Source organism: Bacillus sp. BC08, assembly GCF_054326875.1.
The window spans coordinates 442,911-465,263 of sequence record NZ_JBTGPA010000031.1 but is presented as its reverse complement, the minus strand read 5'-3'; the positions used below and the strand labels follow the sequence as shown (position 1 = coordinate 465,263).

The 22,353-nt window shown below is 32.1% G+C and carries 24 protein-coding genes and 5 pseudogenes; 17 read left to right on the top strand and 12 right to left on the bottom strand.

What is annotated here, in order from left to right:
• Positions 1-42: 42 nt before the first annotated feature.
• The 14 genes and pseudogenes from ACXVYO_RS13085 to ACXVYO_RS13020 all read left to right on the top strand — a co-directional run bounded on the left by ACXVYO_RS13085 (position 43) and on the right by ACXVYO_RS13020 (position 10,483).
• Entirely contained in the window at positions 43-954 is a 912-nt protein-coding gene (locus ACXVYO_RS13085; protein WP_458467352.1) for a DMT family transporter, read from the top strand.
• 195 nt (positions 955-1,149) lie between these two features.
• The gene (locus tag ACXVYO_RS13080) at positions 1,150-2,073 is read left to right on the top strand and encodes a nucleoside hydrolase (protein ID WP_458467351.1); all 924 of its coding nucleotides are present in this window, start codon (positions 1,150-1,152) and stop codon (positions 2,071-2,073) included.
• Between the two features lie 76 nt (positions 2,074-2,149).
• Positions 2,150-2,608 carry a GNAT family N-acetyltransferase gene (locus tag ACXVYO_RS13075; protein WP_458467350.1) on the top strand — a complete coding sequence of 153 codons (459 nt, stop codon included), beginning with the start codon at positions 2,150-2,152 and terminating at the stop codon, positions 2,606-2,608.
• 30 nt (positions 2,609-2,638) lie between these two features.
• A complete protein-coding gene (cutA, locus tag ACXVYO_RS13070) occupies positions 2,639-2,977 on the top strand; it encodes a divalent cation tolerance protein CutA (protein WP_458467785.1) in 339 nt (112 codons plus the stop codon).
• Between the two features lie 26 nt (positions 2,978-3,003).
• Positions 3,004-3,450 (top strand): NUDIX domain-containing protein, encoded by a 447-nt coding sequence (locus tag ACXVYO_RS13065; protein WP_458467349.1) that lies wholly within the window; start codon positions 3,004-3,006, stop codon positions 3,448-3,450.
• 199 nt (positions 3,451-3,649) lie between these two features.
• Positions 3,650-3,913: a heterocycloanthracin/sonorensin family bacteriocin gene (locus ACXVYO_RS13060; RefSeq protein WP_141524356.1), complete on the top strand. Its 264-nt coding sequence runs from the start codon at positions 3,650-3,652 to the stop codon at positions 3,911-3,913.
• 98 nt (positions 3,914-4,011) lie between these two features.
• Entirely contained in the window at positions 4,012-5,028 is a 1,017-nt protein-coding gene (locus tag ACXVYO_RS13055; protein ID WP_458467348.1) for a serine hydrolase domain-containing protein, read from the top strand.
• 30 nt (positions 5,029-5,058) lie between these two features.
• Positions 5,059-5,202: a hypothetical protein gene (locus ACXVYO_RS13050; RefSeq protein ID WP_000653368.1), complete on the top strand. Its 144-nt coding sequence runs from the start codon at positions 5,059-5,061 to the stop codon at positions 5,200-5,202.
• A gap of 283 nt (positions 5,203-5,485) precedes the next feature.
• Positions 5,486-6,694, top strand: coding sequence for an L-lactate MFS transporter (locus ACXVYO_RS13045; RefSeq protein WP_458467347.1), 1,209 nt, complete (start codon positions 5,486-5,488; stop codon positions 6,692-6,694).
• Between the two features lie 235 nt (positions 6,695-6,929).
• On the top strand, positions 6,930-7,556 hold the full coding sequence (locus ACXVYO_RS13040; protein WP_458467346.1) for a cadmium resistance transporter: 627 nt from the start codon (positions 6,930-6,932) through the stop codon (positions 7,554-7,556).
• Positions 7,557-7,739: 183 nt separating this feature from the next.
• Positions 7,740-8,165, top strand: coding sequence for a GNAT family N-acetyltransferase (locus ACXVYO_RS13035; RefSeq protein ID WP_458467345.1), 426 nt, complete (start codon positions 7,740-7,742; stop codon positions 8,163-8,165).
• 211 nt (positions 8,166-8,376) lie between these two features.
• Entirely contained in the window at positions 8,377-8,820 is a 444-nt protein-coding gene (locus ACXVYO_RS13030; protein WP_458467344.1) for an NUDIX hydrolase, read from the top strand.
• Between the two features lie 30 nt (positions 8,821-8,850).
• Positions 8,851-9,981 (top strand): DNA polymerase III subunit beta, encoded by a 1,131-nt coding sequence (dnaN, locus tag ACXVYO_RS13025; RefSeq protein ID WP_458467343.1) that lies wholly within the window; start codon positions 8,851-8,853, stop codon positions 9,979-9,981.
• A 22-nt stretch (positions 9,982-10,003) separates the two neighbouring features.
• A pseudogene (locus tag ACXVYO_RS13020) lies at positions 10,004-10,483 on the top strand (NUDIX hydrolase).
• A 121-nt stretch (positions 10,484-10,604) separates the two neighbouring features.
• Here ACXVYO_RS13020 and ACXVYO_RS13015 read toward each other — a convergent pair.
• A complete protein-coding gene (locus ACXVYO_RS13015; RefSeq protein WP_458467342.1) occupies positions 10,605-11,567 on the bottom strand; it encodes an MBL fold metallo-hydrolase in 963 nt (320 codons plus the stop codon).
• 296 nt (positions 11,568-11,863) lie between these two features.
• On the opposite strand from ACXVYO_RS13015, the pseudogene ACXVYO_RS13010 reads away from it, so the two are divergent.
• Positions 11,864-12,175: pseudogene (locus tag ACXVYO_RS13010) on the top strand (hypothetical protein); the annotation flags it as partial.
• 146 nt (positions 12,176-12,321) lie between these two features.
• Positions 12,322-12,661 (top strand): annotated as a pseudogene (locus ACXVYO_RS13005) (RidA family protein).
• Positions 12,662-13,385: 724 nt separating this feature from the next.
• On the opposite strand, the gene ACXVYO_RS13000 reads toward ACXVYO_RS13005, so the two are convergent.
• The 6 genes and pseudogenes from ACXVYO_RS13000 to ACXVYO_RS12975 all read right to left on the bottom strand — a co-directional run bounded on the left by ACXVYO_RS13000 (position 13,386) and on the right by ACXVYO_RS12975 (position 17,824).
• Entirely contained in the window at positions 13,386-14,201 is an 816-nt protein-coding gene (locus ACXVYO_RS13000; RefSeq protein ID WP_458467341.1) for a YwqG family protein, read from the bottom strand.
• Between the two features lie 78 nt (positions 14,202-14,279).
• Positions 14,280-14,687, bottom strand: coding sequence for a DnaJ family domain-containing protein (locus ACXVYO_RS12995; protein ID WP_166703855.1), 408 nt, complete (start codon positions 14,685-14,687; stop codon positions 14,280-14,282).
• Between the two features lie 21 nt (positions 14,688-14,708).
• Positions 14,709-15,884: pseudogene (locus ACXVYO_RS12990) on the bottom strand (alpha/beta hydrolase).
• A gap of 79 nt (positions 15,885-15,963) precedes the next feature.
• Positions 15,964-16,329, bottom strand: coding sequence for a hypothetical protein (locus ACXVYO_RS12985; protein WP_458467340.1), 366 nt, complete (start codon positions 16,327-16,329; stop codon positions 15,964-15,966).
• Between the two features lie 259 nt (positions 16,330-16,588).
• A complete protein-coding gene (locus ACXVYO_RS12980) occupies positions 16,589-16,960 on the bottom strand; it encodes a YxiJ-like family protein (protein ID WP_458467339.1) in 372 nt (123 codons plus the stop codon).
• 12 nt (positions 16,961-16,972) lie between these two features.
• Positions 16,973-17,824 (bottom strand): patatin-like phospholipase family protein, encoded by an 852-nt coding sequence (locus ACXVYO_RS12975; RefSeq protein ID WP_458467338.1) that lies wholly within the window; start codon positions 17,822-17,824, stop codon positions 16,973-16,975.
• Between the two features lie 191 nt (positions 17,825-18,015).
• Here ACXVYO_RS12975 and ACXVYO_RS12970 point away from each other — a divergent pair, with 191 nt between their 5' ends.
• Positions 18,016-18,393 carry a PH domain-containing protein gene (locus tag ACXVYO_RS12970; RefSeq protein WP_000522465.1) on the top strand — a complete coding sequence of 126 codons (378 nt, stop codon included), beginning with the start codon at positions 18,016-18,018 and terminating at the stop codon, positions 18,391-18,393.
• A gap of 121 nt (positions 18,394-18,514) precedes the next feature.
• Here the strand turns inward: ACXVYO_RS12970 and ACXVYO_RS12965 are convergent.
• The 5 genes and pseudogenes from ACXVYO_RS12965 to ACXVYO_RS12945 form a co-directional block, all read right to left on the bottom strand.
• Positions 18,515-18,988: pseudogene (locus ACXVYO_RS12965) on the bottom strand (GNAT family N-acetyltransferase); the annotation flags it as partial.
• Position 18,989: 1 nt separating this feature from the next.
• On the bottom strand, positions 18,990-19,511 hold the full coding sequence (locus tag ACXVYO_RS12960; RefSeq protein ID WP_458467337.1) for a YfiT family bacillithiol transferase: 522 nt from the start codon (positions 19,509-19,511) through the stop codon (positions 18,990-18,992).
• 16 nt (positions 19,512-19,527) lie between these two features.
• Positions 19,528-20,055, bottom strand: coding sequence for a GNAT family N-acetyltransferase (locus ACXVYO_RS12955; protein WP_458467336.1), 528 nt, complete (start codon positions 20,053-20,055; stop codon positions 19,528-19,530).
• Between the two features lie 63 nt (positions 20,056-20,118).
• Positions 20,119-21,441, bottom strand: coding sequence for an FAD-dependent oxidoreductase (locus tag ACXVYO_RS12950; protein ID WP_458467335.1), 1,323 nt, complete (start codon positions 21,439-21,441; stop codon positions 20,119-20,121).
• A gap of 71 nt (positions 21,442-21,512) precedes the next feature.
• Positions 21,513-22,292 (bottom strand): undecaprenyl-diphosphate phosphatase, encoded by a 780-nt coding sequence (locus ACXVYO_RS12945; protein ID WP_458467334.1) that lies wholly within the window; start codon positions 22,290-22,292, stop codon positions 21,513-21,515.
• Positions 22,293-22,353: the final 61 nt, after the last annotated feature.

Below are 22,353 nucleotides of genomic sequence, written 5' to 3'. Positions count from 1 at the left end.
GTAATTTGAAAATGGTTGGTTTATTAGGGAGGGAGAGACAACATGCATAATAAAAAATGGGATTTACGCATCATATGTGCTCACGCTTTTACGATTTTAATATGGGGAACCGCTTTTCCAGCAATTCGTATGGGACTCGAATCTTATACACCTGAGCATCTTACTTTACTGCGTTTATTAATTGCTTCGTTTATACTTCTTTTGTTTTCCTTTATATATAAGTTGCGGCTACCAGATTTAAAGGATATCCCAGCAATTTTTATATTTGGTGCTTTAGGGTTTACTATTTATCACATTGCATTAAACTACGGCGAAAAAACTGTAAATGCTGGATCTGCAAGTTTAATTGTTTCAGTAACACCTATAGTAACGGCAATTTTTGCTTCTGTTTTTTTGAACGAAAAGATGAAATTAAATGGTTGGATTGGTGGTGTAATTAGTTTTATAGGAATTGCTTTCATATCATTTAGTCAAGGAGATGCTATTCAATTGAATAGCGGAGGATTATTTATATTATTAGCAGCCGTTTCAGAAAGCCTATTTTTCGTTTTCCAAACTTCTTACTTGAAAAAATACGGCTTCTTGCCATTTACCATATATACAATTTTATCTAGTACTGTATGTATGCTTATTTTCTTACCGGGAATGTATACAGAAATACTAGCAGCTCCTCTTGAAGTGAATATGAGTGTTTTATATTTAGGTTTATTTCCAACTGTACTCCCATATATCGCATTGGCTTATATCATCTCTCATACTGGTGCTGCTGAGGCAACAAGTTCTCTATATTTAACCCCAGTAACTGCATGTTTTATTGCGTGGTTATGGTTAGGTGAAGTACCGACATTTGTTTCGATAATTGGCGGGGGAATTACTATACTTGGGGTTTTAATTGCACATGTATCATTAAAAAAAGAAATGCAAAGTGAAGAGTACCGCAATACAGCAAGGTAGTTTGGTTAGTATTTGCAAGAGATGTAATTGAACTGTTTATTAGATTTCTTATTAGTGGAAGGATTAGCATAATGTTAATCCTTTTTATTTATACAATTCTTACTAGTAACATCCATATAAAATTGTATAGTTTAATTATTTTTTTACATATACATAGTTATAATCTGCTATTTACTATATGAAAGGAGGCATCCTTTGGAAAAAGTATTATTTTTCGGAGACCCAGGTATTGATGACTCGTTTGCCATTATGTTTGGTTTACTGCATCCTGAAATTGAAATTGTCGGTATTGTAACTGGATATGGAAATGTTGAACATATACATGCTGCGCATAATGCAGCGTATATTTTACAGTTAGCAAATAGACAAGACATTCCTGTGATTAGCGGTGCAACAAAACCACTTACAGAAGAAATTACTACATATTATCCTGAAATTCATGGACCAGAAGGATTAGGGCCTATTCATGTGCCAGAAAGTGTATTGTCTATCCCGATATACAATTTTGGTAGTATTGCCTCGATTCTTGTAAAGTACGGAAAGGACTTAACAATTGTCGATGTAGGAAGATCTACCTCGTTAGCGATTGCTTTTAATTTATGGAATGATTTAATGCTAAATGTAAAAGGAATATATTTCATGGGTGGTGTCTTTTTAGAAGTAGGGAACGTTACGCCATTAGCAGAGGCAAATGTGTATGGAGATCCTATTGCAAGTAAAATTGTTTTTCAGCAAGCGAATAATTTATTTATATTTCCTTTAAATGTAACAAACAAAGCTGTGTTAACACCAAATGTGTTTGACTATATTCAAGCTAATTCAAAGAATCCATTCCATACGATAATGAAACCAATGTATGATTACTATTTTTCTGCATACCAAAAACTTAATCCATCTATCGAAGGACCATTACTTCATGATGTGGTTGCTATAAGTGGATTAGTAAATCCAGGTTTTTTTGAATTTGTAAATCGTACAGTGAATGTAGATACATACGGAGATACGAAAGGACAAACATTTGCTGATTTTCGACCTAGTTCTATATCAGAAGGAGCCTGTGTAGCTTTAGAGATAGATGAAGAAAAATTTATTCAAGATTTTATTAAAACTATGCTATAAGTCGCTATCGAAACAGGGATTTATTTCACTACGTTGAATATATAAATACATTCTCTTTATAAAGGAGCTTAAAATAGTGAATGTCCAGTTAAAGTTTGTTACGAGAGAGAATTGGGAAGATGCCTTAAAGCTACAAGTTAAAGAAAATCAGACGAAATTTGTTCCATCTGTAGCAGTTTCACTAGCTAAAGTATATATAAAACCAGATGGTGACAATGTGGAGTACATACCATTTGCAATATACGATGGCAATCTAATGGTTGGTTTTATTATGCATGCTGTTATAAGAGAAACAACTGATATGTATTGGATCAATGGATTTATTATTGATCAAAAGCAGCAAGGAAATGGTTATGGAAAAGCGGCGTTACAAGAAAGTATTTACTTAATAAAAAATACATGTAAGGCGTGTAAAGAAATAAGATTAACCGTACATAAAGAGAATCTCTCTGCAAAGAAACTATATGAACATTACGGTTTTCAACCATTGGGACATGATTATGATGGTGAGCAAGTATATCGTTTATTCGTTTAAATATTATGAGGTAAAGGTGTGAAAAGAAAGATGCAATTTTCGGAAGTGAAAATCGAAGTATTTATTCCTGAAGAATACATTGAGACATTGCGGAATGAGCTAAATAGAATTGGTGCTTGTAAAACGGGAAAATATGACCATTGTCTTTCCTATAGTTCCGTGAAAGGATACTGGAGACCATTAGATGACGCATCACCTTTTAATGGAGAAATAGGCCAAATATGCGAAGGGCAAGAATGTAAAATTGAAATAAAGTGTAAACGGGACCTTGTAAAGGCTGCCCTTGAAGTGATTAATGAAATTCACCCGTATGAAACACCTATGATTTATATTATCCCAATATTAAATGGCTATTTTAATCAAATATAAAGTAAAAAGACTAGGCGGAATAACAATTGAAAAATAAATTTCATCATATTGTACGAGCGGTTATATTAAAGGAAAATAAATTATTATTGGCTGAATATATCGGCCATCATTATTTTTTACCAGGTGGTCATGTTGAAGTTGGCGAATCAGCTGAGAATGCATTAATAAGAGAACTAAGAGAAGAACTCGGAGTGAATTGTAGCATAAAACAATTTTTAGGCGTGATAGAAAACCAATGGCAAGACCGTGAAGTTCTTCATCATGAAATCAATCACATTTTTGAAGTAGATTCGCAAGAGTTACATATTGATTTCATACCAGTATCTAAAGAATCTCATTTAGCGTTTCACTGGATAGATTATAATCAAGAAGCTTTACATGCATATAAAATCATGCCAGCTCCATCAGTTAAAAAGTTATTAGAAAGAAAATTAAGCGATGAACTACTAAACTGTTGGATTAGCAATTTTTAAGCACCTCTATTAATAGTAAATACGTCCACTAAAAGGAGATTAAGAAAATAGGCTAAAAAACAAGGTACATCACCTAGTGTAAGTTCATATTTTGTTGATGTACGCATTTAGTCTATAGTCTTATTTCTACTTTGTTTGCAAAAATATATAAACTTTAACATTTGGACGGAATTTATTTTTATAAATGGAGGGTTTCGTAATGAATCAGTTTCAACAAGACTTACAATCATTAAACCTTAATGATTATCAATCTGGTAATGTTGTGTATTGGGATCAACTACAACAAAATCAATATCCATACTATTACATTCAAGACGAAGCACGTCGTTGCGGCGGATGCGGAGGTTGTGGTGGACGCTGTGGTGGATGTGGCGGCGGAAGATGCGGAGGTTGCGGTGGACGTTGTGTAGGTTGCGCTGGATGTTTCGGTTGTTTTAACTGCTGGAACTGGTGGATCATTTAATTATAGAAAGAAAACTATTTTACTTGAAAGAAAGGTGTGAAAATAATTTTGCACTTTTCTTTCAACTGTAATTGTTATGTGTATTAAGGGGGATTTATTTGTATACTTACGATAAGTTAATTTCTTGGGTAGAAAATATAAAAGAAAAAAATCATAGTTCTGCAACTGCACTTTGTATTATAAAAGATAACAAAATTGTACTAGAACATTATAGTGGATATCACTCAAATACATCGACTAATAAAAAAGTGAACGCATCTTCACAGTTTAATGTTGCTTCTGCTAGAAAAAGTTATTTAGGTTTAATGGTAGCATATGCGCTTTACGAGGGAAAAATAAACTCTATTGACGATGAAGCGATAAAGTATTTTAAAGACTTTGATCCTGAATTACTTGGTAAAACAACGATAAGACATTTAGTAACTCATTCGCACGGTTTAGGAGAAACGAATGACGGGAAGATTTTTCGTGAATTTGAACCTGGACAATCATGGGCGTATAGAGATATAAATGTAAGAATGATAACACGTCTTATTTATCAGCTCTATAGTAAAAGTTTTCCTGAATTATTAAAAGAGCGTGTGTTTACACCTGCTAAATTTCAAGAAACAGGTTGGAGAATTAAGCAAGATGAAAATTTAGTTGAAGTTGTTAATGACCCAAATAAAGACGCAATCAGTGAAATTGGTACAGTAGATGATGGTACTGAAAAAAATCTATTTGTCTCAGCTAGAGAATTTGCGCAGTGGGGCAATCTTCATTTAAATCAAGGTGTGATAAACGGAAAACAAATTGTTCCAAAAGAAGTTATAAAAATTGCTACGAGTTTGCAAAGTCCAACATTTACTAACAAAGAATTACCACAAAACGGGTTATTTTGGTTCGTTCAAAATGAACCTGCGCTTTTAAGTGAGCTTGGTGAACGAGTTCCAAAAGAATCGTATCAAATATTAGGAATTACCGGACCGACTATATTAGTAATACCTGAATATAATGTAGTTGTTGCGAAGATGTATAATAAAAGATATAACTACGGCGGTGATAATTATTTATATTATTTACGTGAATTTAGCAATTTAGTCGCTGATACATTTCGTAACAGTAATAGGGCATAATGACTCCTATAATGAAAAGGAGTGAGAAAATTGAAAGATAAAATGAATAAAAATAAAAAGCAAAACATTGAAGATGTAAATACAGAACAAAATGCAATTTATAGCGATCCAAAAGACGCAGCTAATATGCAGACGGTACCGCAGCCGAAGGATTTTGATGAAATCGAATATTAATTTTTATCCATCCGACTATATGATGATAAAAAAATACATCTTAAGTCCCATCACATGAAAGAAATCTTTTGGTATGCTATATACATAAGCATTTGAAAATGTCTTATCTTAACAAAGCTTTCTTTAAGTAAATCTAATATAACCTGCAAAAAGACACTTCATTATGGAGTGTCTTTTTGTGTATATGAGCTGAATTACCATTTTCCGTACAGTATTTTGTAATTTATGATGGATATACTAACTGTGAAAATTCATGTCATGATTAAAGAAGGGGACAGTTAGTATGAAACAAACTTCTATAAATCCGTTACTAATTGTTCTAGGTACAATCATTGTTCAAATTGGCCTTGGAACAATTTATACATGGAGTTTATTTAATCAACCCCTTGTTAGTAAGTTTGGATGGAACCTCAATGCCGTTGCGATAACTTTCTCCATAACAAGCTTTTCATTATCATTTTCAACCTTATTTGCCGGAAAGTTGCAACAAAAGTTAGGACTTCGCAAACTCATCGCTACGGCAGGGATTGTTCTGGGACTTGGGTTAATACTTAGTTCACAAGTTTCTTCCTTACCATTACTATATTTATTAGCTGGTGTCGTTGTTGGTTATGCAGATGGAACTGCTTATATTACATCACTATCTAATTTAATTAAATGGTTTCCAAATCGGAAAGGACTTATTTCTGGCATATCTGTTTCAGCATATGGAATGGGTAGTTTGATCTTTAGATATATAAACGGAAGTCTTATTGATAGTCTTGGTGTATCACAAGCATTTTTATATTGGGGTATCATCGTTTTATTTTTAGTATTAACTGGATCGTTCTTTTTACGTGAAGCAATCGTAAGTAACACTGTAACTGAATCATTACACAATGACTATACGCCTCGTGAAATGATGCGAACGAAACAAGTCTATCTCTTGTTTTTTATGCTATTCACATCGTGTATGGGCGGTCTATATTTAATCGGTATGGTAAAAGATATCGGTGTACAGCTCGTTGGACTTAGCGCAGCAACTGCAGCTAACGCCGTCGCAATGATTGCCATTTTTAATACAGTAGGTAGAATCGTTCTTGGAACGTTATCAGATAAAATTGGTCGAATGAAAATTGTCTCTGCAACGTTTATTATTATTGGATTGTCAGTCTTTACTTTAAGTTTCATTCCTCTAAATTACGGAATTTATTTCGCTTGTGTAGCAAGTGTCGCCTTTTGCTTTGGTGGTAATATCACAATCTTTCCAGCCATTGTCGGAGATTTCTTTGGATTAAAAAATCATAGTACAAATTACGGGATTGTATATCAAGGTTTCGGGTTTGGTGCACTTGCAGGAGCATTCATTGGAGCGTTACTTGGTGGATTTCAACCGACATTTATAATAATCGGTGTATTAAGCGTTATTTCCTTCATTATTTCGATTTTAATTCGTCCACCAAAAGCGGAAAAGAAAAAAGAAACACGACATTTATATCGGAAAGTAGCTTAATTAAAAAAAGAGTCCTTGTATAGGGCTCTTTTTATATTACAAAATAAGTGAAAATGATTTGAAAAGCAATAAAGTATTTTATTTCTTTAGCAACTAAGTAGCAGATTAGTAAAATATTCATATTGTTTTATAAAGGCACTGAAATCATGTTATAAACCTACATTAATCACCTTTGCTATTAGATATGCAATTCATTTGTACACCATTATTTTATTATAAGGGTAGTTGGCTTATATTGGTTACAACTATAATTTCTTCTTTTATCGCATTCACTTCAACAAATATTGATGACATTTTTATACTCCTTGTTTTATTTTCACAAGTAAGGACAGGAGTAATTAAGAAAGAAGGTAGAACGATCCGAGGAAAAAATAAAATGAAAGAACTTTATATTGTTATCGGACAATATTTTGGGTTTAGTTTCATTATTTTTCTAAGTATCATCGGTTCTTTAAGCTCTTTTTTCATTTCTGTTTCGTGGATCGGATTATTAGGATTCGTGCCAATTTATATGGGAGTGAAAGGACTATTGTCACTTCGTTCTTATAAAAATAATGAAGTCATTGATAACGCTTCTAGTTCAATATTTAAAGTAGCTTTAATTACATTAGCTAATGGAGCTGATAATATTTCGATTTATTTACCAATGTTTGCCAGTCAAAATCTTAATGCCAATATTGTTACATTAGTAATCTTTTATTGCATGATAGCAATATGGTGTTTTATTAGCTACAAATTGTTAAGGACTCCTATTTTAGCTAAAGCACTTGAAAAAAATTGTCATATTATCGTTCCAGTAGTTCTAATTGGTTTAGGAATGTTCATTCTTTTTCGCAGTAATACAATTGAATTATTTTACTAATATGTTGAAACTAACGGATGTATTAATTAAAAAGAATCAAACGTCGTATAAAGCCTTTCTACAGATAAAATGTAGAAAGGCTTTTTTTATTTTAGTGAAATAGTGCTCTACGACTATTAAATTAGACAGGATATTAGAATTATTAAATTGAATAGATACTTTTAAAGGAGCGTGATAATTAAAATGAAAATAGTAAAACAATGGGTCCAAGAAGATAGTGATTACATAAGAAAAAAAGTAATTGAATATAACCAAAAACATATTTCGGATGAAGAAAAAAAGCCTTCAGAAAAAATTAGTTTTATAGTAAAAAATGAAAAGGAAGAAATTGTAGGCGGAATAACTGCAATTACATTTTGGCACCACGTACATGTCGATTTACTTTGGGTTTCTGAAGAGTATAGACACGAAGGCTACGGAAGCAAGTTATTAAAACTTATTGAAGAATTTGCAATTGAAAAAGAGTGTAGGTTAATCAATTTAGATACTTTTAGCTTTCAAGCACCTGATTTCTATAAAAAGCATGGATATAAAGTAATTGGAGTAAGTGAAGATCATCCAATAGGGCACAATCGATATTATTTAGAAAAAAGGTTAGAAAATATATAGAATCCCAAAATAAATCAAAGCATAAAGAGCGTACATTGAATAATTACTTTCAAAATACGTTCTTTTTTATATAGCAATGAAAGGTTATCGATTATTAACTTTACTAAGAGTAGATAAATGAAATACTCTATTAACTTTTTTATATTTTAAAACGATTAAATGGTAGAATGTAACAAAGACAGAAAATTCTCGTTATTGAAGGTGGACTTAGATGAAAAAAGTAAATGTTACATATGCACTTTTATACGATAAAACAAACGAAAAAATTCTAATGGTAAAAAACAAAGGGAAGAATGGTTCATATTACACGCTACCAGGTGGCGCAGTTAAATTTGGAGAAACTTTAGAAGAGGCAGTAATTCGGGAAGTGAAAGAAGAAACCGGACTCCATATAACTGTAAACGGCATTTGTTACATTAGCGAAGCTTTTTTCGAAGAGAGAGGACACCATGCAATTTTCTTTAATTTTTTAGGTGAAATAATTGGCGGAGAGACAAATATAACAAGGCCAAAAGAAATTGAAGAGATTACTTGGATGGAATTACATAGAGCAGCACCACATTTACGTATACCAGAACACTTATTAAATATATTACAAAGGAAAGAAACAGTACCTTACTTTTTTAACGGAACAATCGTTCATCAATCTTCATAACATTATCATTTCATGTAAGGCGGGGGAAGAATGGAGTTTATCGTAAATCATAAATATTTCACTCAAGCACTTTCAGAAGTAAGTAAAGCTGTATCTACTAAAGCTATAATACCTATATTATCTGGTATAAAAATAACTGCAGATCAATCTGGAATTACTTTAATCGCAAGTAATTCAAATATTTTCATTGAAAAATTCATCCCTAGTTCCAACGAAGACGACCAAATTACAACTATAGTAAAAGCAGGAACTATTGTAGTACCTGCAAAATATTTCATTGAAATTATAAAGAAAATGCCAAGTGATGTATCAATAAAAAGTACGAATGAGCAAATCATTACGATACAATCAGAAGAAATTACATTAAACTTAAACGGACTTCCAGCATATGAGTTTCCGAATGTACCACTTATAGACGGTCATACAAAAATAAAAGTGGAATCAGAACAATTAATTGAAGTATTTAAACAAACTGTCTTTGCAGTAGCTAAAAATGAATCAAGACCGGTTCTTACTGGCGTTCATTTAGAGTTAGATCATAATAAATTAATTTGCGTAGCAACTGATTCACATAGACTTGCTATACGCGAAACGATGATATCTACAGATGTGAAAGCAAGTTGTATCGTACCAAGCGCAACTATTAATGAACTTCTAAAATTAATGAGTAGTAATTCAGAATTCGTATACATCTACCTTTCAGAAAGTCACATTATTTTTACATTTGGCACAGCTACTTTATATTCAAGACTAATTGAAGGGAAATATCCTAATATATTTAGTTTAATTCCAAATGATTTTCAGACAGTCATTAATATAGATAGAAAAAAGATTTTACAAGGTGTAGATCGATCAAACTTATTAGCAAGTGAATGGGCAAATAACAATGTCAACTTAGAAATCATAGACGCATCCACATTGAAAATTTCTTCTAACGCTTCTCAGATTGGGAAAATATCCGAGACACAACAAATAGATGCGATTCAAGGTGAAAAAGAATTAAATATATCTTTTGATGGACGATTTATGATGGATGCTTTAAAGGCGATAAAAGAAGAAACGGTTACTTTGAGTTTCAGCGGTTCTATGAGACCAATATTAATTGAAGCAGGGACGCAATCTGCAGCAGTACATCTTATATCACCAGTAAGAGCTTATTAAAAACATAGGAAGGAATCACATTATGTACAAGCATACTTTATGTTTTATAAAAAGAAATGAAGAGATACTTATGTTAAATAGAGAATATGACCCTGTAAAAGGATTGTGGAATGGAGTAGGAGGAAAGATTGAAAAGGGAGAAACACCTTTAGAAAATGCAATTCGTGAAATAGAAGAAGAGACTAATATAAAGGTTACGTATGACCAAATTCGATTTAAATGAATTATTAAATGGGAGGACTCTTCTTATTCTGGCGGCATGTATGTTTATATAATAGAGGTAATGAATGAATTTACATATCACACGCCAAAAAAAGTCTCAGAAGGCATTCTAGACTGGAAAGAGATTTCTTGGATTCTAAGTGACTATAATTACGGCGTAGGAGAGATGATACCTAATTTTTTACCGGAATTACTCCACAATGAATTAATATTAGAGCACAATTTTGTTTTATCTAATCATAAATTAATAGATTATAGGAATGCAGAATTGATTAAGTAGGATAGTTCTATAGAGAATATAATTCGATTGTAAAAAGCAGGAATGCACCTCTGTACAAACAAGTAGAATACAGAAAAAGAGCGAATCACGTATAAGAAGGTTCGCTCTTTTTTATTTATAATTAGATTTCGTTCCACCAAGTTGATGATGGATAGTTTGTAGATTTTAACGTAATCGATTCACCAATTTGCGGCGTTGCGATTTTAACTCCTAAACGCTTAGCTTCTTTCGTAACTCGTTCAATTGGATCACTCCATTCATGTAATGCCAATGTAAAAGCACCCCAATGAATCGGAAGAAGTAGATCTCCTTTCACGTCAATATGAGCTTGAACCGTCTCTTCAGGCAACATATGAATAGCAGACCACCTCGGATCATATTGTCCGCATTCCATCAATGTAAGATCGAATGGACCGTACTTATCACCAATTTCCTTAAAGTGAGGAGCATAACCGCTATCGCCACTAAAGAAAACTCTAGTCTCTTGACCAAGAATAAGCCATGAACACCATAACGAACAATCTCTATCTGTCATACTCCGTCCAGAGAAATGCCTTGCAGGAGCACATACCAACTTAATATTATCAAACATAATTTCATCCCACCAATTATGTTCACTAATTTTGCTAGGTGAAACACCCCATTTAATTAAATATTGCGCAACTCCAGTTGGAACGTAAAAGTGTTTTGCACGATCTTTTAACAGCATAATACTCTTGTAATTCAAATGGTCATAGTGATTATGAGAAATGATAATCGCATCAATTTCTTGAAGATCTTCACGTTCTAAAGAAAAAACACCACTATAACGTTTACTAGTAAAGACAGGAAATGGGGAAGATGTATCTCCAAACATCGGATCTAATAACAATTTTTTACCTTCTATTTTCAAAAGGGAAGCAGAGTGCCCAAACCATGTCACACTCTCTAAAGGCTCATTATTTTTATTCGATAAAACAATAGGTAAATTTTTTAAAGGACGCAGCTTTGATTTCATTTTAAAGTAATCAGTCATTAAACCCATAATATCTTTCGGTTTAAAACTTACATCAGTATGAATTTGATTTATATATTTCTTTTTCATTCGTTCTCCTTTTTACGTTTAACAATATACGTATGTTGTTATTGTAGCTAATTGTAGTGTAAACGAAATTATCTTACCTTTCATCTTAAATACAGTACATTTCATAAATTTGTCAAATTCATTATTCTTATATATAAAATAAAAATCATATAGCAGCAGATGAAACTAATATGAAGTAAATGTAAATTGTTTTAATTTAGTAAATTCATTCTTATACGCAACAAAGAACATACGTTTCGTTGTATGTTATAGAAGAAAGCATGTCTCTAATTAAGAGTTGGAAGGAGAGGATGTAAGTGCAAATAGAGAGAGAAAAGCAATCAAAATGTAAACTATCAAAATCTGAAATAACGCAGCTATATGCAGAAGGGAAGAGTACCTCAGAAATCGCTATACTTGCTAATGTGTCTGCTAGGTATATACGTATGGTTTTAACAGACAATAACGTACCAAGACGCGCTATAGGGAGTTGGAAGAGAAAGTATGTTATAACAGAAGATTATTTTAAAACGTGGTCAAACAATATGGCTTATATTGTAGGATTTATAGCAGCAGATGGTGTTATACAGAAAGAAAATCAATGTGTCAGTATATCTCAAAAAGAAAATAACTCTAGAAAACCTTAGTATTGGTATGAAGATATCTATACTAAGGTTTTTAATTTGAAATCATTAAAGGATTCTTAGTTTTATTTATGGAACATAATAAATACATAGATTTTACAATTAATTTACTAAAAAAGGAGAGAGACACCTTGCATAAGAAATTTATCAATCCAGAAATGATGCCACCAATCTGGGCAAGTAGCAATCAATACTGATGGTCACATAGTTGGCGTTGGTGATTTAGCTACACAAACGCGACAAGTATTCGAAAACATAAAAAGTGCATTAGAAACTTTGGAATTACAATTTAATGATGTAGTAAAATTAACATTTTTCTTAACAGATATTTCTCAAATGGCCATTGTTAGAGATATACGAGATCAATACATTGATACTAAAAATCCACCAGCAAGTTCGGCTGTAGAAGTTAGAAAGTTAATTAACGATAACTTATTAATTGAAATCGAAGCAATTGCTGTAGCAAACTAATTTTAAAAACTTATTCGTAATCATATCAATACAATTCGTTTAATGCGTTCATTTAAAACGAATTGTATTTTTTATTGCCTTAAATATAATTTATATCTGGAGACAATATCATTATCAACTCATAAAACAACAACAAATAAGCACACAATTGATCACACAGAATGAATCCAATGAAAAGGGGAGCCTAACAACATTAACTAACATATAATAAGTTTATTATTTTTAGTTAGTTAACATAATATATATTATAGGCAGTTAAAGAAACGAAGCAATCTCAGGTATCAAAAACCAAGTAAACTATACTTAATGAGACGAAACAGAGATTTTTAGTGAGATTCGCATAAAACTTTATCTAAACGAATTTCTACAGTTTTTATCGTTTTTTTGTTATAAATCCATCACAGCAAATCTTAAGCGATTATCGATTAAGATTTAACGAATCAAAAATATTTTTAATCGGCAAGAAATTTTTATACAGAAAAATTATTTCTATACAAAATATAAATCAATAATTTTATTTTATGTTTTACTTTATGGATTTAATGCTATTTACACACGTTTTATAACTTTAGATTATTTGTTGTTGTTTCTGTTATTTACGCTTGACTTTCATTACATACGTTGTTCTTTATTCTAGTTAACATAATGTTTATTTTTAACATAAAAAAATCTCCCTTACCTTCAGGAAGATTTTTTACCTTGCTAGTATTTCATTTATATATTTTTAATAACAATCCCAATTATAAATAACATTGGAAAAATCTAGATTTAACAAATCGTCTTTCTTTATAAAGAAATTAGCAACACCAGAATCTCCCCACATAATATTTAATGAATCATCTGTATCGATTTGCAGCAATAATACATCATGTTGCTGGTATTTTTCTTCCCATTCTCTCGGATCTGTCTGTGTGAAAAATGGATAACCACCAATTTTATGCCCTTGATCTTTACATAAATCATCATACAGTTCGCCTAATTCGGTATTATTTTCTTCATCAACAATTTCTTCCCAATCAATTTCCTCACTAAACATCTTTTCAAATCGATAATCCCTTGGTGTTACTGGTTGATAACCTAATTCAAATTTTAATTTTGCTGCTTCAGGTATGATAAAGTCCTCTAATTCTAAAGTATTTAAATAACTAAAATCAGTAATAACCTTATTCAAATCTTCTATAATTGTAGAATGATAAATAATTCGAAAGTCTTTTTGGGTTGTTGGATGGTCAAAATCTGCTCCAAAAAGCTCATCATCAGCACTTACGAAAAACTGTAACATTCCCTTTTGAGGCATAAATTCAACGTACGGCATTTCTTCAAAGTTTAGCTGCGCAAGTAACATCATAGGTTGTCCATTTGAATCTTTAGGATGCTCTTGATCTATAGGTAAATACGGATAACCACCAAACTTACTCTCAAAAAGCGTTGTCTCTGCTAATGTTCCAGACACATTTATATACGGTTTCACACTCTCTTCTAAAATACTACGATACTGCTCTAGTTCTTTCGGAATTTGAAGTTGATACGTATTCTTCATCACAGTTGCCTCCCTTTAATAATGAATTGAAAATGCCTCACTTAATTATATAGCAAGAAATGGTTTCATTGAAAATTGTTAAAAGTCCGTTTTTACCCTTGTTTTTTGCGCACTTGGTGGACAAAGTAAGTTATGTTCTAAAACCTTTTTATTAATAGTTCGAATTAGATCCGCTGCTTCTGCAGTATTTGTATTTTCTTTTAATCTTTCTTTTAAATCATCAATTTCCTTTGAAAGCTCAATCCACCTAGGTAAAACATGATTATTCTTTAACGTTCTATACAGTTGTTTTTCAGGATTGTACGAAAGGTCTTTATCTAGATTTAGAGGTTTCCCTTTACCAGGCATATTATCAAAAGACCCTTTCTTTTCTGCTTCTTTAACGATAGAACTAATATGATCCTCATACGTATAGGACCAAACTTTCTCATCTTTTACTAATATCTCTTGTTTTTTTAGTTTTTTATCTAGCTCTTCTTGATTCATAGATTCTCTCCCCTTTTTATTTTATAGTGTGTTTTTTGTAAGTTTTAAAGCTTTCAACCCGTCAAATAACTTTTCTCGCCACCAAATGCCGTCATGACCACCTTGGAACTCTTCATAAGTAATTTGGTATCTATTTTCTTTTAAAGCTTTATATAGGCGTCTATTAGCCGTTAAAAGAGGTTCGTTTCCAATCTCTCCGGCTGCAATGTAAAAATTTGGTTGAGTTCTATTAGAATGTATAGATGAAATTTTATTTTCATAAGCATCCTTTTTCCAATGTTCGGATCCAGACATTGACAAAACGTTCCCAAAAATTTGTGGATTTTGAAGCGCTGCATAACAAGCTGCTAAGCCACCAAGACTGAAACCGGCAATTGTTGTATGTTTCGCTTCTTGATGCACACGATACTTCGCCTGAATCCATGGAAGTAATTCCTCCGTTAAAAATGCATTCATTTTATCGTTATAAGTTAGCTCTTCTAGCCGATTAACTGGTTCTATAGCAACAGCAATACAAAGTGGGATTTCTTTTTTGTAAATTAAATAATTTAGTGTTTTTGCAATTGAAAGGTTATTAATGAATGAATTTCCATCAAATACAATGAGAAGTTCTTGAAGATATGAAGTGTGAGAATAATCATGAGGCGTATAAATATGAATTTTACGTGTGTTATTTAAAATCGTACTATGAAAAGAATATGTTTCAATTCTACCAGATGGATAATGGTTTGAAGGAAAACGACTGCTATACTGCACTTCCATGCCTATGTTTAACACAGACGCTTTATGGGCACCTTCTCCAAATGTATTTCTATTAAATTGGCCTAGTTCGTACTGTTCACTACGCTTTATCCAATCATTTTCGAAAACATCGTTTACTGAAAAATAGTACGTTGAAATAAAACTCTTATCCGTCCTAAACGTCGCATACCAAATATCTGTCTGTAACAATCGTTTTAATTGATTTACAGACAGATCCCTACCAGGAAAACTACCGAATACATAAACATTTTCAGTTTTTCGGTCCCCTAATCATATATACGTTATAAGCCTATACTGACTATCTACAGGGGATTGTTCTACTAGTGGCGTACTATTCGACTTTATTTCATGCAAAAAAGTATAAAAAGCTTGCTCGTTTCCATTCTTTAATTGATTATAAAGCTCCTCTAACTTAGGACTAATTATTGAAGTCACCCATCTTCCTCCTTTGTATTTCTTTTCACTAGATTGCTTTTATAAAATTTAGGATTAGGATGTTATGTATTTAGGTGAGTTATTTATTAGAAAGTTTATCAATTGCCTGAATAGAAAGTTCCAATGCTTTTATCCGTCTTATTAAAAGTGTTCTTTGAGGACTTCCAGCTTTAGACTTATCATAGGCCTTCTTAATTGATGGAAGTAAACCAGCAAGGACATTTCGAGCTTCTGCTAACTCTTCTTGACTATACTGGTGACTTTCTTGATTCCACACGTTTTCTAGCACCGCTAAACCTACGCAAACGGCTTTAAGTCGTTTTTTTACTAATGTAGTATTTGCACCTTTTTCAGTCATCTGTGATAGTGCATTTTCAAGTTTATGAATTGTTGATTGTAATGATTTTATTGATTCCAATTTATCTATATTTGATACGTTTTCCATTTTAATGTTGTCCCTTCTCGTTTTGTTATTGATAAAATAAGCACTTAATTTTACTCGAAATATTTTAACATAAATAACAAACTTTATTTGAGTGGACAATGCATTAAAGGAAAACAATCGCTAAATCCCGCTCTCCTCTCTTACATCATTCTATAAGTACTTCTTTCTGCACTTAAAAATCCCTATTTAAACAAGGTATAAATAGGGATTTTTTATGAACAAAAAACGCACAAGAAGCATAACTTGTACGTTTTTATTTTTATTCAGTAAGATAATATAATAATAGTTTTCGGGTCTTCTCATAATTCATGAAATCTCTATACAAAACGGGATACTTCACAATTTCTGTTTCTATAAAATGATATTGTGGAAACCATTCATAAAATGATTTCCTTAGCCATTGTATTTGCTGATACGTAATGTTCTGTTCGTTTCCAGTTATTACAGAACTTAAAGTACCTGCTATATGCATCCAATAATGATTAAAATCAGCGTTTATATAGTCATCTTCGGTAAATTTACTTTTTAAATATCGCTGCAATTTTCCTGTATCACGATACGGAAACGGTTTATGCAACGGGCTATGCATTTTCTGCAATTCATTAAAAATAACCTTTTTACCTAATAGCAATTTTCCACCCCTTTATTTCACTATCCAACTTAATAATTTTTCATAATGATATTGAGCATCTGTATAGCCAAGGTTATATAAATTGACAAGTTTTTCTTTATTTCTTTCTATTCCGCTTATAGGAAGCTGTACGCTAGGCTGAATGACATAAAAGTTGTCTTTTTGTTCTATTTGATTCATATAAGATATCGTCTCATTATAAAAACGATAATGTTCTACTAAAGACTCTGCGATATTCGGATATTTTCTATATAAAATTTTAGCTAGTCCAGATAATTTATTTCGCTGTTTCTCATATCCTTCTGGCTTTGTCATAATAACAACGTTCTTTTCATAACCATCCGTTTGTGCTTTTAAAACCGGTATAGGATCTATAATCCCTCCATCTAGTAATTTTCGATTGTCATAATCTACAGCAGGTGCTATAAACGGGACAGAACTTGATGCACGAATGATTTTTAAAATATCATTTCCGTGTTCTATTTTATTGTAATAAACTGCTTTTCCTGAATTACAATCCGTCGTGCCTATAACAAACTGTTCACTTGAGTTTAAGAATGTTTGAAAATCAAATGGAACAATATTATTAGGGACCTCATCAAATAAAAAGTCCATTCCAAATAATTCACGTTTTCGGATCAAATTCCGATAAGATATATAACGGTGATCTGACACGAGCTCTGTATTCACTTTCTTATTTCTCCCTTTTTGACGTGATATATAAGTGGCTCCCATACATGCTCCAGCGGATACGCCGACTACATAAGGAAAATATAAGTTCTTTTCCATAAAATATTCGAGTACTCCCGCAGTATATAACCCTTTCATTCCTCCGCCCTCTAATACTAAACCGATATTTTTCATGCTATATCCCTCTGCTTCTTTTTTCTTACTTACATGTTAGCATAAGATTTTAAGATGAGGTTATATATGAGGTTATATAAATGAATTGCAACTATAACCAGAAACTACTAAAGTAATGTCATAACCTCTTAGTAAATTGCATGGTACAATGTAATTAACACAATCCACAAATAATGGAGGAGGAATTTCCTATGGGTTTATTTAGCGGTATTTTAGGAAATGCATCAAATGCGAGTACAGAAAGTGTAGAACGTGATTTAGAGAAGATTATGTTAGATGACGAGAAAGTTGAACATGCTTATAAATTAATTCGTGATTTAATCGTATTTACAAATCGTCGTCTTATTTTAGTAGATAAACAAGGGATATCAGGTAAAAAAACTGAGTATCATTCTATTCCTTATAAAAGCATTACACAATTTAGCATAGAAACAGCTGGGCATTTTGATTTAGATGCTGAGCTTAAGATTTGGGTATCTAGTTTGAGTACGCCAATTACGAAAGAATTTAAAGGTGATGATAGTGTTTTAAGCATTCAAAAAGCGTTAGTAACATATACGACAAAATAACGTCTTTTCGTATGTTTATTCATTTCGGAAATTACTAACCCGAGTATTTTGGAAGAATATGCATTGATTTTGTATATTTAATCTTAAATAACATAAAAAGGTAAAGCGTATTTCAAATGCTTTACCTTTCTTTTTTGTAATAAACAAGTGTAGTTTTATTATTTAATTTCTTTATTACTTCTGTTCTTATATACCCCATCTTTTCGTATAGACAACAATTTCTTTCTTCTTCTAAAATCGTAGCAAGTTCAAAGCTCCGTGCTTCTGGAAACATCGCTTCAATTAAAATAAGTACCTTCTTAGCGATTCCTTTCCCTTGATAGTTTGGATGAATGAACATTGGACTAATCCAAAATTTATAGGGTATTTCTTTTTGGGATATACATATTGCTCCAACAAGGTTAGAATCTATTATCATCTTATAATAGTTACTGCTAGGATTATTTATCCTTAAAATAGTTTTTTCAATAGATTCATTTGCTGGATTTGTTTCATAGTCTTTACATTTATTTAATAAAGGATTAAACGTGTCTATTTGCATTTGAAATAAAACTGCTGCATCATTTTCTGTCGCCTTCTTTAAAGTAATCTCCATGTTACCAATTTAGTCGATTTCTTAATGAAGTTATATGAGCTGTATGATGACGTCCGTGCCATGCATATAGTCCAATTGCAGCAGCAAGTTTTGTTTCGCCAGTATCCGGATGGTTAAATGTCTTTTCTAAATCTTCTAGTTCTAGAGAATATAAAAGGTTAACCCATCTTTTATGTAATGAATCTAACATTACTAGTGAAACATCTACAGGTAATTTAGAATCAGGTAGTTCGGCCCACTTCTCTTCTTTATATGGTTTAATCGTTGGGTTCTTTTCTGTTAGTGCTAATTTAAAGCGTATGTAGCTGTTCATATGGCTATCAACAACGTGATGTACAACTTGACGAACTGTCCATCCACCAACTCGATACGGTGTGTCTAACTGCTTCTGATCTAAATCTTTAATTGCCTTTGTTAGTTCATTAGGTAAATCTTCAATTTCTTGAATCCATGTATCTATCATTTTTTCAGTTATAGGACGTTTGTATGTAAATTGCCCAATTGGATAACGTAAATCATTCATGTATAAGTCCCCCTTATTATAAGCGCGAAGTATTTCTCCATATATAATGTACAAACTTCACATCTTCCCCGTTTAATTCTACAGAATTTGTATCTGCTTCGTTATGATAAGAAGAAAATCCGCTTTTTTCTAGTACAATTTGTGAAGCGAAATTATTAGTAGTTGTTTTAGCAAGAACCTCATTAATTTCATTATTTTTCGCCGCGTCTAATACTAATTTTACAGCTGCTGTTGCAACTCCTTTTTTAGTAAACTTTTCTCCGACTCGATAACCTAACGAACTGCTTCGAGTTTCCGTATCTATATCTACTAAATTTATTCGTCCTACAATTTCTTTTTCTTCATTACGAATTAAATAAAAATAAGAATCTCCATCTGCCTGTTCTATTAATAAATCATCTAGTAGTTTTTGAAAATAATCAAAATCATAATATTGCGAGCCACGATTTGGTACCATTGTTTCAAAAAAAGATTTATTCGTAAGTTCAAACGTAAATAAATCTTTCGCATCGTGTTTCATTAATTGTTCTATGTATATTTTCATCTCAACTACTCCTTCTATATCTACTAACTGTTATATATTCTTTTTTAATCAACTATTTTCCTTCTATTTCTTTCGCTTCAGTAACACAGCAAGTAGTACTTTCGGATGAAATAGGTGCAATGGACTACGAATTAAATTCATCACTCTTACTAATCGAATATAAATGTCAGAGTCAGTCGCAGAGAGTTGATATATTTGTTTCGTATACCATAGCTGAAATTTTTGCTTTATCGTTAATTCTCTTTTTAGCTGAGGATGACGTGATATTTCCGTTGTAGTCATTTCCCAAGGCGTTTGTATGATATGAGCGGTCCTTTTATAAAACTGCTGTGTAAATGCTTTATCAAGCTTTTGTCTCCTTTGTAAAAGTAACTGCAATTGGTGAGCTTCCATAGCAGCAACTGAAACACCTTGCCCGAATACAGGATCAAAACGACAATGTGCATCCCCAACTACTAACAGTCTTTCGGGTAGATTATTCACTAAATCAAATCGCCGACGTACTTGATAAGGAATTTTGTACGTTTTGATATCTGAAATGGCTTCTGCTTTATTTAGAAAATCTGTAACATTAGAAATTGATAGGTTTTCAGCAAAATTATAAAAATCTTCATCAGTTTGTGGTGCTTTCTCATTTGCATACCCGCTGAAAGTTACAAAATAACGATAATCCTCGATTGTTTGAATAAGAACACCATACGGATTGTCAGGGAAACTTGGAGACATTAGCATATTACAACAGTCTAATTTCTCATTTTCTTTAAGTTTAAACATTCTAGTTGCGTAAAATAAATCAATACGCACTTTCTCTTCTCGTACTTCGATATTGTGTTCGCGTAACCACGCTATACTTTTTGAACCAAATCCACTCGCATCAACGACAATATCTGCCTGAATTTCTTCTTGCGTGCCAGTCTCTAAACATTTAGTTTTTACTCCACATACTCTGTTGAGTTTTCTATCTACTAATAACCCTTCAACCAATGTTCGATATTTAGTGGTAACATTTGAAATATCACCAATTCGTTTTTGGATATGCCATTCAAGCAAAAACCTACTTTGTTGAACCATATGTACTTTTCCTATGAATTGCTGTTTCCATAAACCAAATTGATGCCATTTTATATCACGAGTAAAATTATTTACGATACTACCTGCTTCAATTAATTCATTAGTGATAGTAGGAAACAATTTCTCAATCGCTTTTTCTCCACCTTTTAATAACACATGAGGATGATTACTTTGTGGGACTCTATTTCTCGTGGCTTTTCCATCCCATCTTTCATCAGCTTCTATAATGATTACTTCTTTAAAAGCAGTTGATAATGCTTTTGCTACGAGTTTTCCTGCGATACTTCCGCCAATAACGATAGCTTTATTAAACATATTTTCCTCCTTAATGAAAAAAGACCCTGCCTTGTATAATTGAAACAGGATCTAAACGAATTGTTACTACATTAAAACACATTCGTAAATTGCAACGTTAAAATTAAAATACCTAATCCCCATACGTAGTACGCAAATACTTTTAAAGAGTGGCGTTTTAAATATTGAATCATCCATGAAACGGCTATGTAACCAAAAAACGCAGCTGATAACGTTCCAACAATTAAAGATGTACTAGAAATAGATTCTGCTTTCCCTTGATAAACATCTGCTAATTGCAAAATGATAGCTCCGACAATAGCTGGAGTTGATAACAAGAAAGAAAAATAAGCAGCAGTTTCACGGTCTAACTTCCTCCATAATGCAGCGACGATTGTCATTCCAGAACGAGAAATTGCCGGAAAAATAGCAGCCGCTTGAAAGGAACCGATAATTAATGCATCTTTATATGTAATGTCCTCCATTTTTTTACGACCATTTTTTTGTTTATCGGCCATATATAGAAATAAACCTGTTACTAAAAACTCCCAGCCAATCGTAATACCTGTTTTTGAAATATCCTCAAAGAAGTCTTTAAATAACAAGCCAATTACAACTGCGGGTATCGTCCCGACAATAAGTAGTAGCATTAGTTTTGAAAATGGATTTTTAATTAAATAAATAAATTCTTTTTTGTAATAAATAAACACCGCAAGCAAAGTCCCAATATGCAGCATCGTATCTAAAAACAATCCAGCTTCATCTAATTGAAACAAATGTCTTCCTAAATAAAGATGACCCGTACTACTTATCGGCAAAAACTCTGTTAAACCTTGTATGATCCCTAAAATAAAAGCTTCTAACCAATTCATGATAGTCCCCTTTCTCGTTTGCTTGTACCAATATATGAAGGTTAAATTTTCGATATGAAAA

Excerpts from the sequence above, each read along its gene's own strand:
- ACXVYO_RS13085 (WP_458467352.1), top strand. The coding sequence starts at position 43 with ATGCATAATAAAAAATGGGATTTACGCATCATATGTGCTCACGCTTTT.
- cutA (WP_458467785.1), top strand. The coding sequence starts at position 2,639 with ATGCAATTTTCGGAAGTGAAAATCGAAGTATTTATTCCTGAAGAATAC.
- ACXVYO_RS13060 (WP_141524356.1), top strand. The coding sequence starts at position 3,650 with ATGAATCAGTTTCAACAAGACTTACAATCATTAAACCTTAATGATTAT.
- ACXVYO_RS13045 (WP_458467347.1), top strand. The coding sequence starts at position 5,486 with ATGAAACAAACTTCTATAAATCCGTTACTAATTGTTCTAGGTACAATC.
- ACXVYO_RS13035 (WP_458467345.1), top strand. The coding sequence starts at position 7,740 with ATGAAAATAGTAAAACAATGGGTCCAAGAAGATAGTGATTACATAAGA.
- ACXVYO_RS13030 (WP_458467344.1), top strand. The coding sequence starts at position 8,377 with ATGAAAAAAGTAAATGTTACATATGCACTTTTATACGATAAAACAAAC.
- dnaN (WP_458467343.1), top strand. The coding sequence starts at position 8,851 with ATGGAGTTTATCGTAAATCATAAATATTTCACTCAAGCACTTTCAGAA.
- ACXVYO_RS13015 (WP_458467342.1), bottom strand. The coding sequence starts at position 11,567 with ATGAAAAAGAAATATATAAATCAAATTCATACTGATGTAAGTTTTAAA.
- ACXVYO_RS13000 (WP_458467341.1), bottom strand. The coding sequence starts at position 14,201 with ATGAAGAATACGTATCAACTTCAAATTCCGAAAGAACTAGAGCAGTAT.
- ACXVYO_RS12995 (WP_166703855.1), bottom strand. The coding sequence starts at position 14,687 with ATGAATCAAGAAGAGCTAGATAAAAAACTAAAAAAACAAGAGATATTA.
- ACXVYO_RS12985 (WP_458467340.1), bottom strand. The coding sequence starts at position 16,329 with ATGGAAAACGTATCAAATATAGATAAATTGGAATCAATAAAATCATTA.
- ACXVYO_RS12975 (WP_458467338.1), bottom strand. The coding sequence starts at position 17,824 with ATGAAAAATATCGGTTTAGTATTAGAGGGCGGAGGAATGAAAGGGTTA.
- ACXVYO_RS12970 (WP_000522465.1), top strand. The coding sequence starts at position 18,016 with ATGGGTTTATTTAGCGGTATTTTAGGAAATGCATCAAATGCGAGTACA.
- ACXVYO_RS12960 (WP_458467337.1), bottom strand. The coding sequence starts at position 19,511 with ATGAATGATTTACGTTATCCAATTGGGCAATTTACATACAAACGTCCT.
- ACXVYO_RS12955 (WP_458467336.1), bottom strand. The coding sequence starts at position 20,055 with ATGAAAATATACATAGAACAATTAATGAAACACGATGCGAAAGATTTA.
- ACXVYO_RS12950 (WP_458467335.1), bottom strand. The coding sequence starts at position 21,441 with ATGTTTAATAAAGCTATCGTTATTGGCGGAAGTATCGCAGGAAAACTC.
- ACXVYO_RS12945 (WP_458467334.1), bottom strand. The coding sequence starts at position 22,292 with ATGAATTGGTTAGAAGCTTTTATTTTAGGGATCATACAAGGTTTAACA.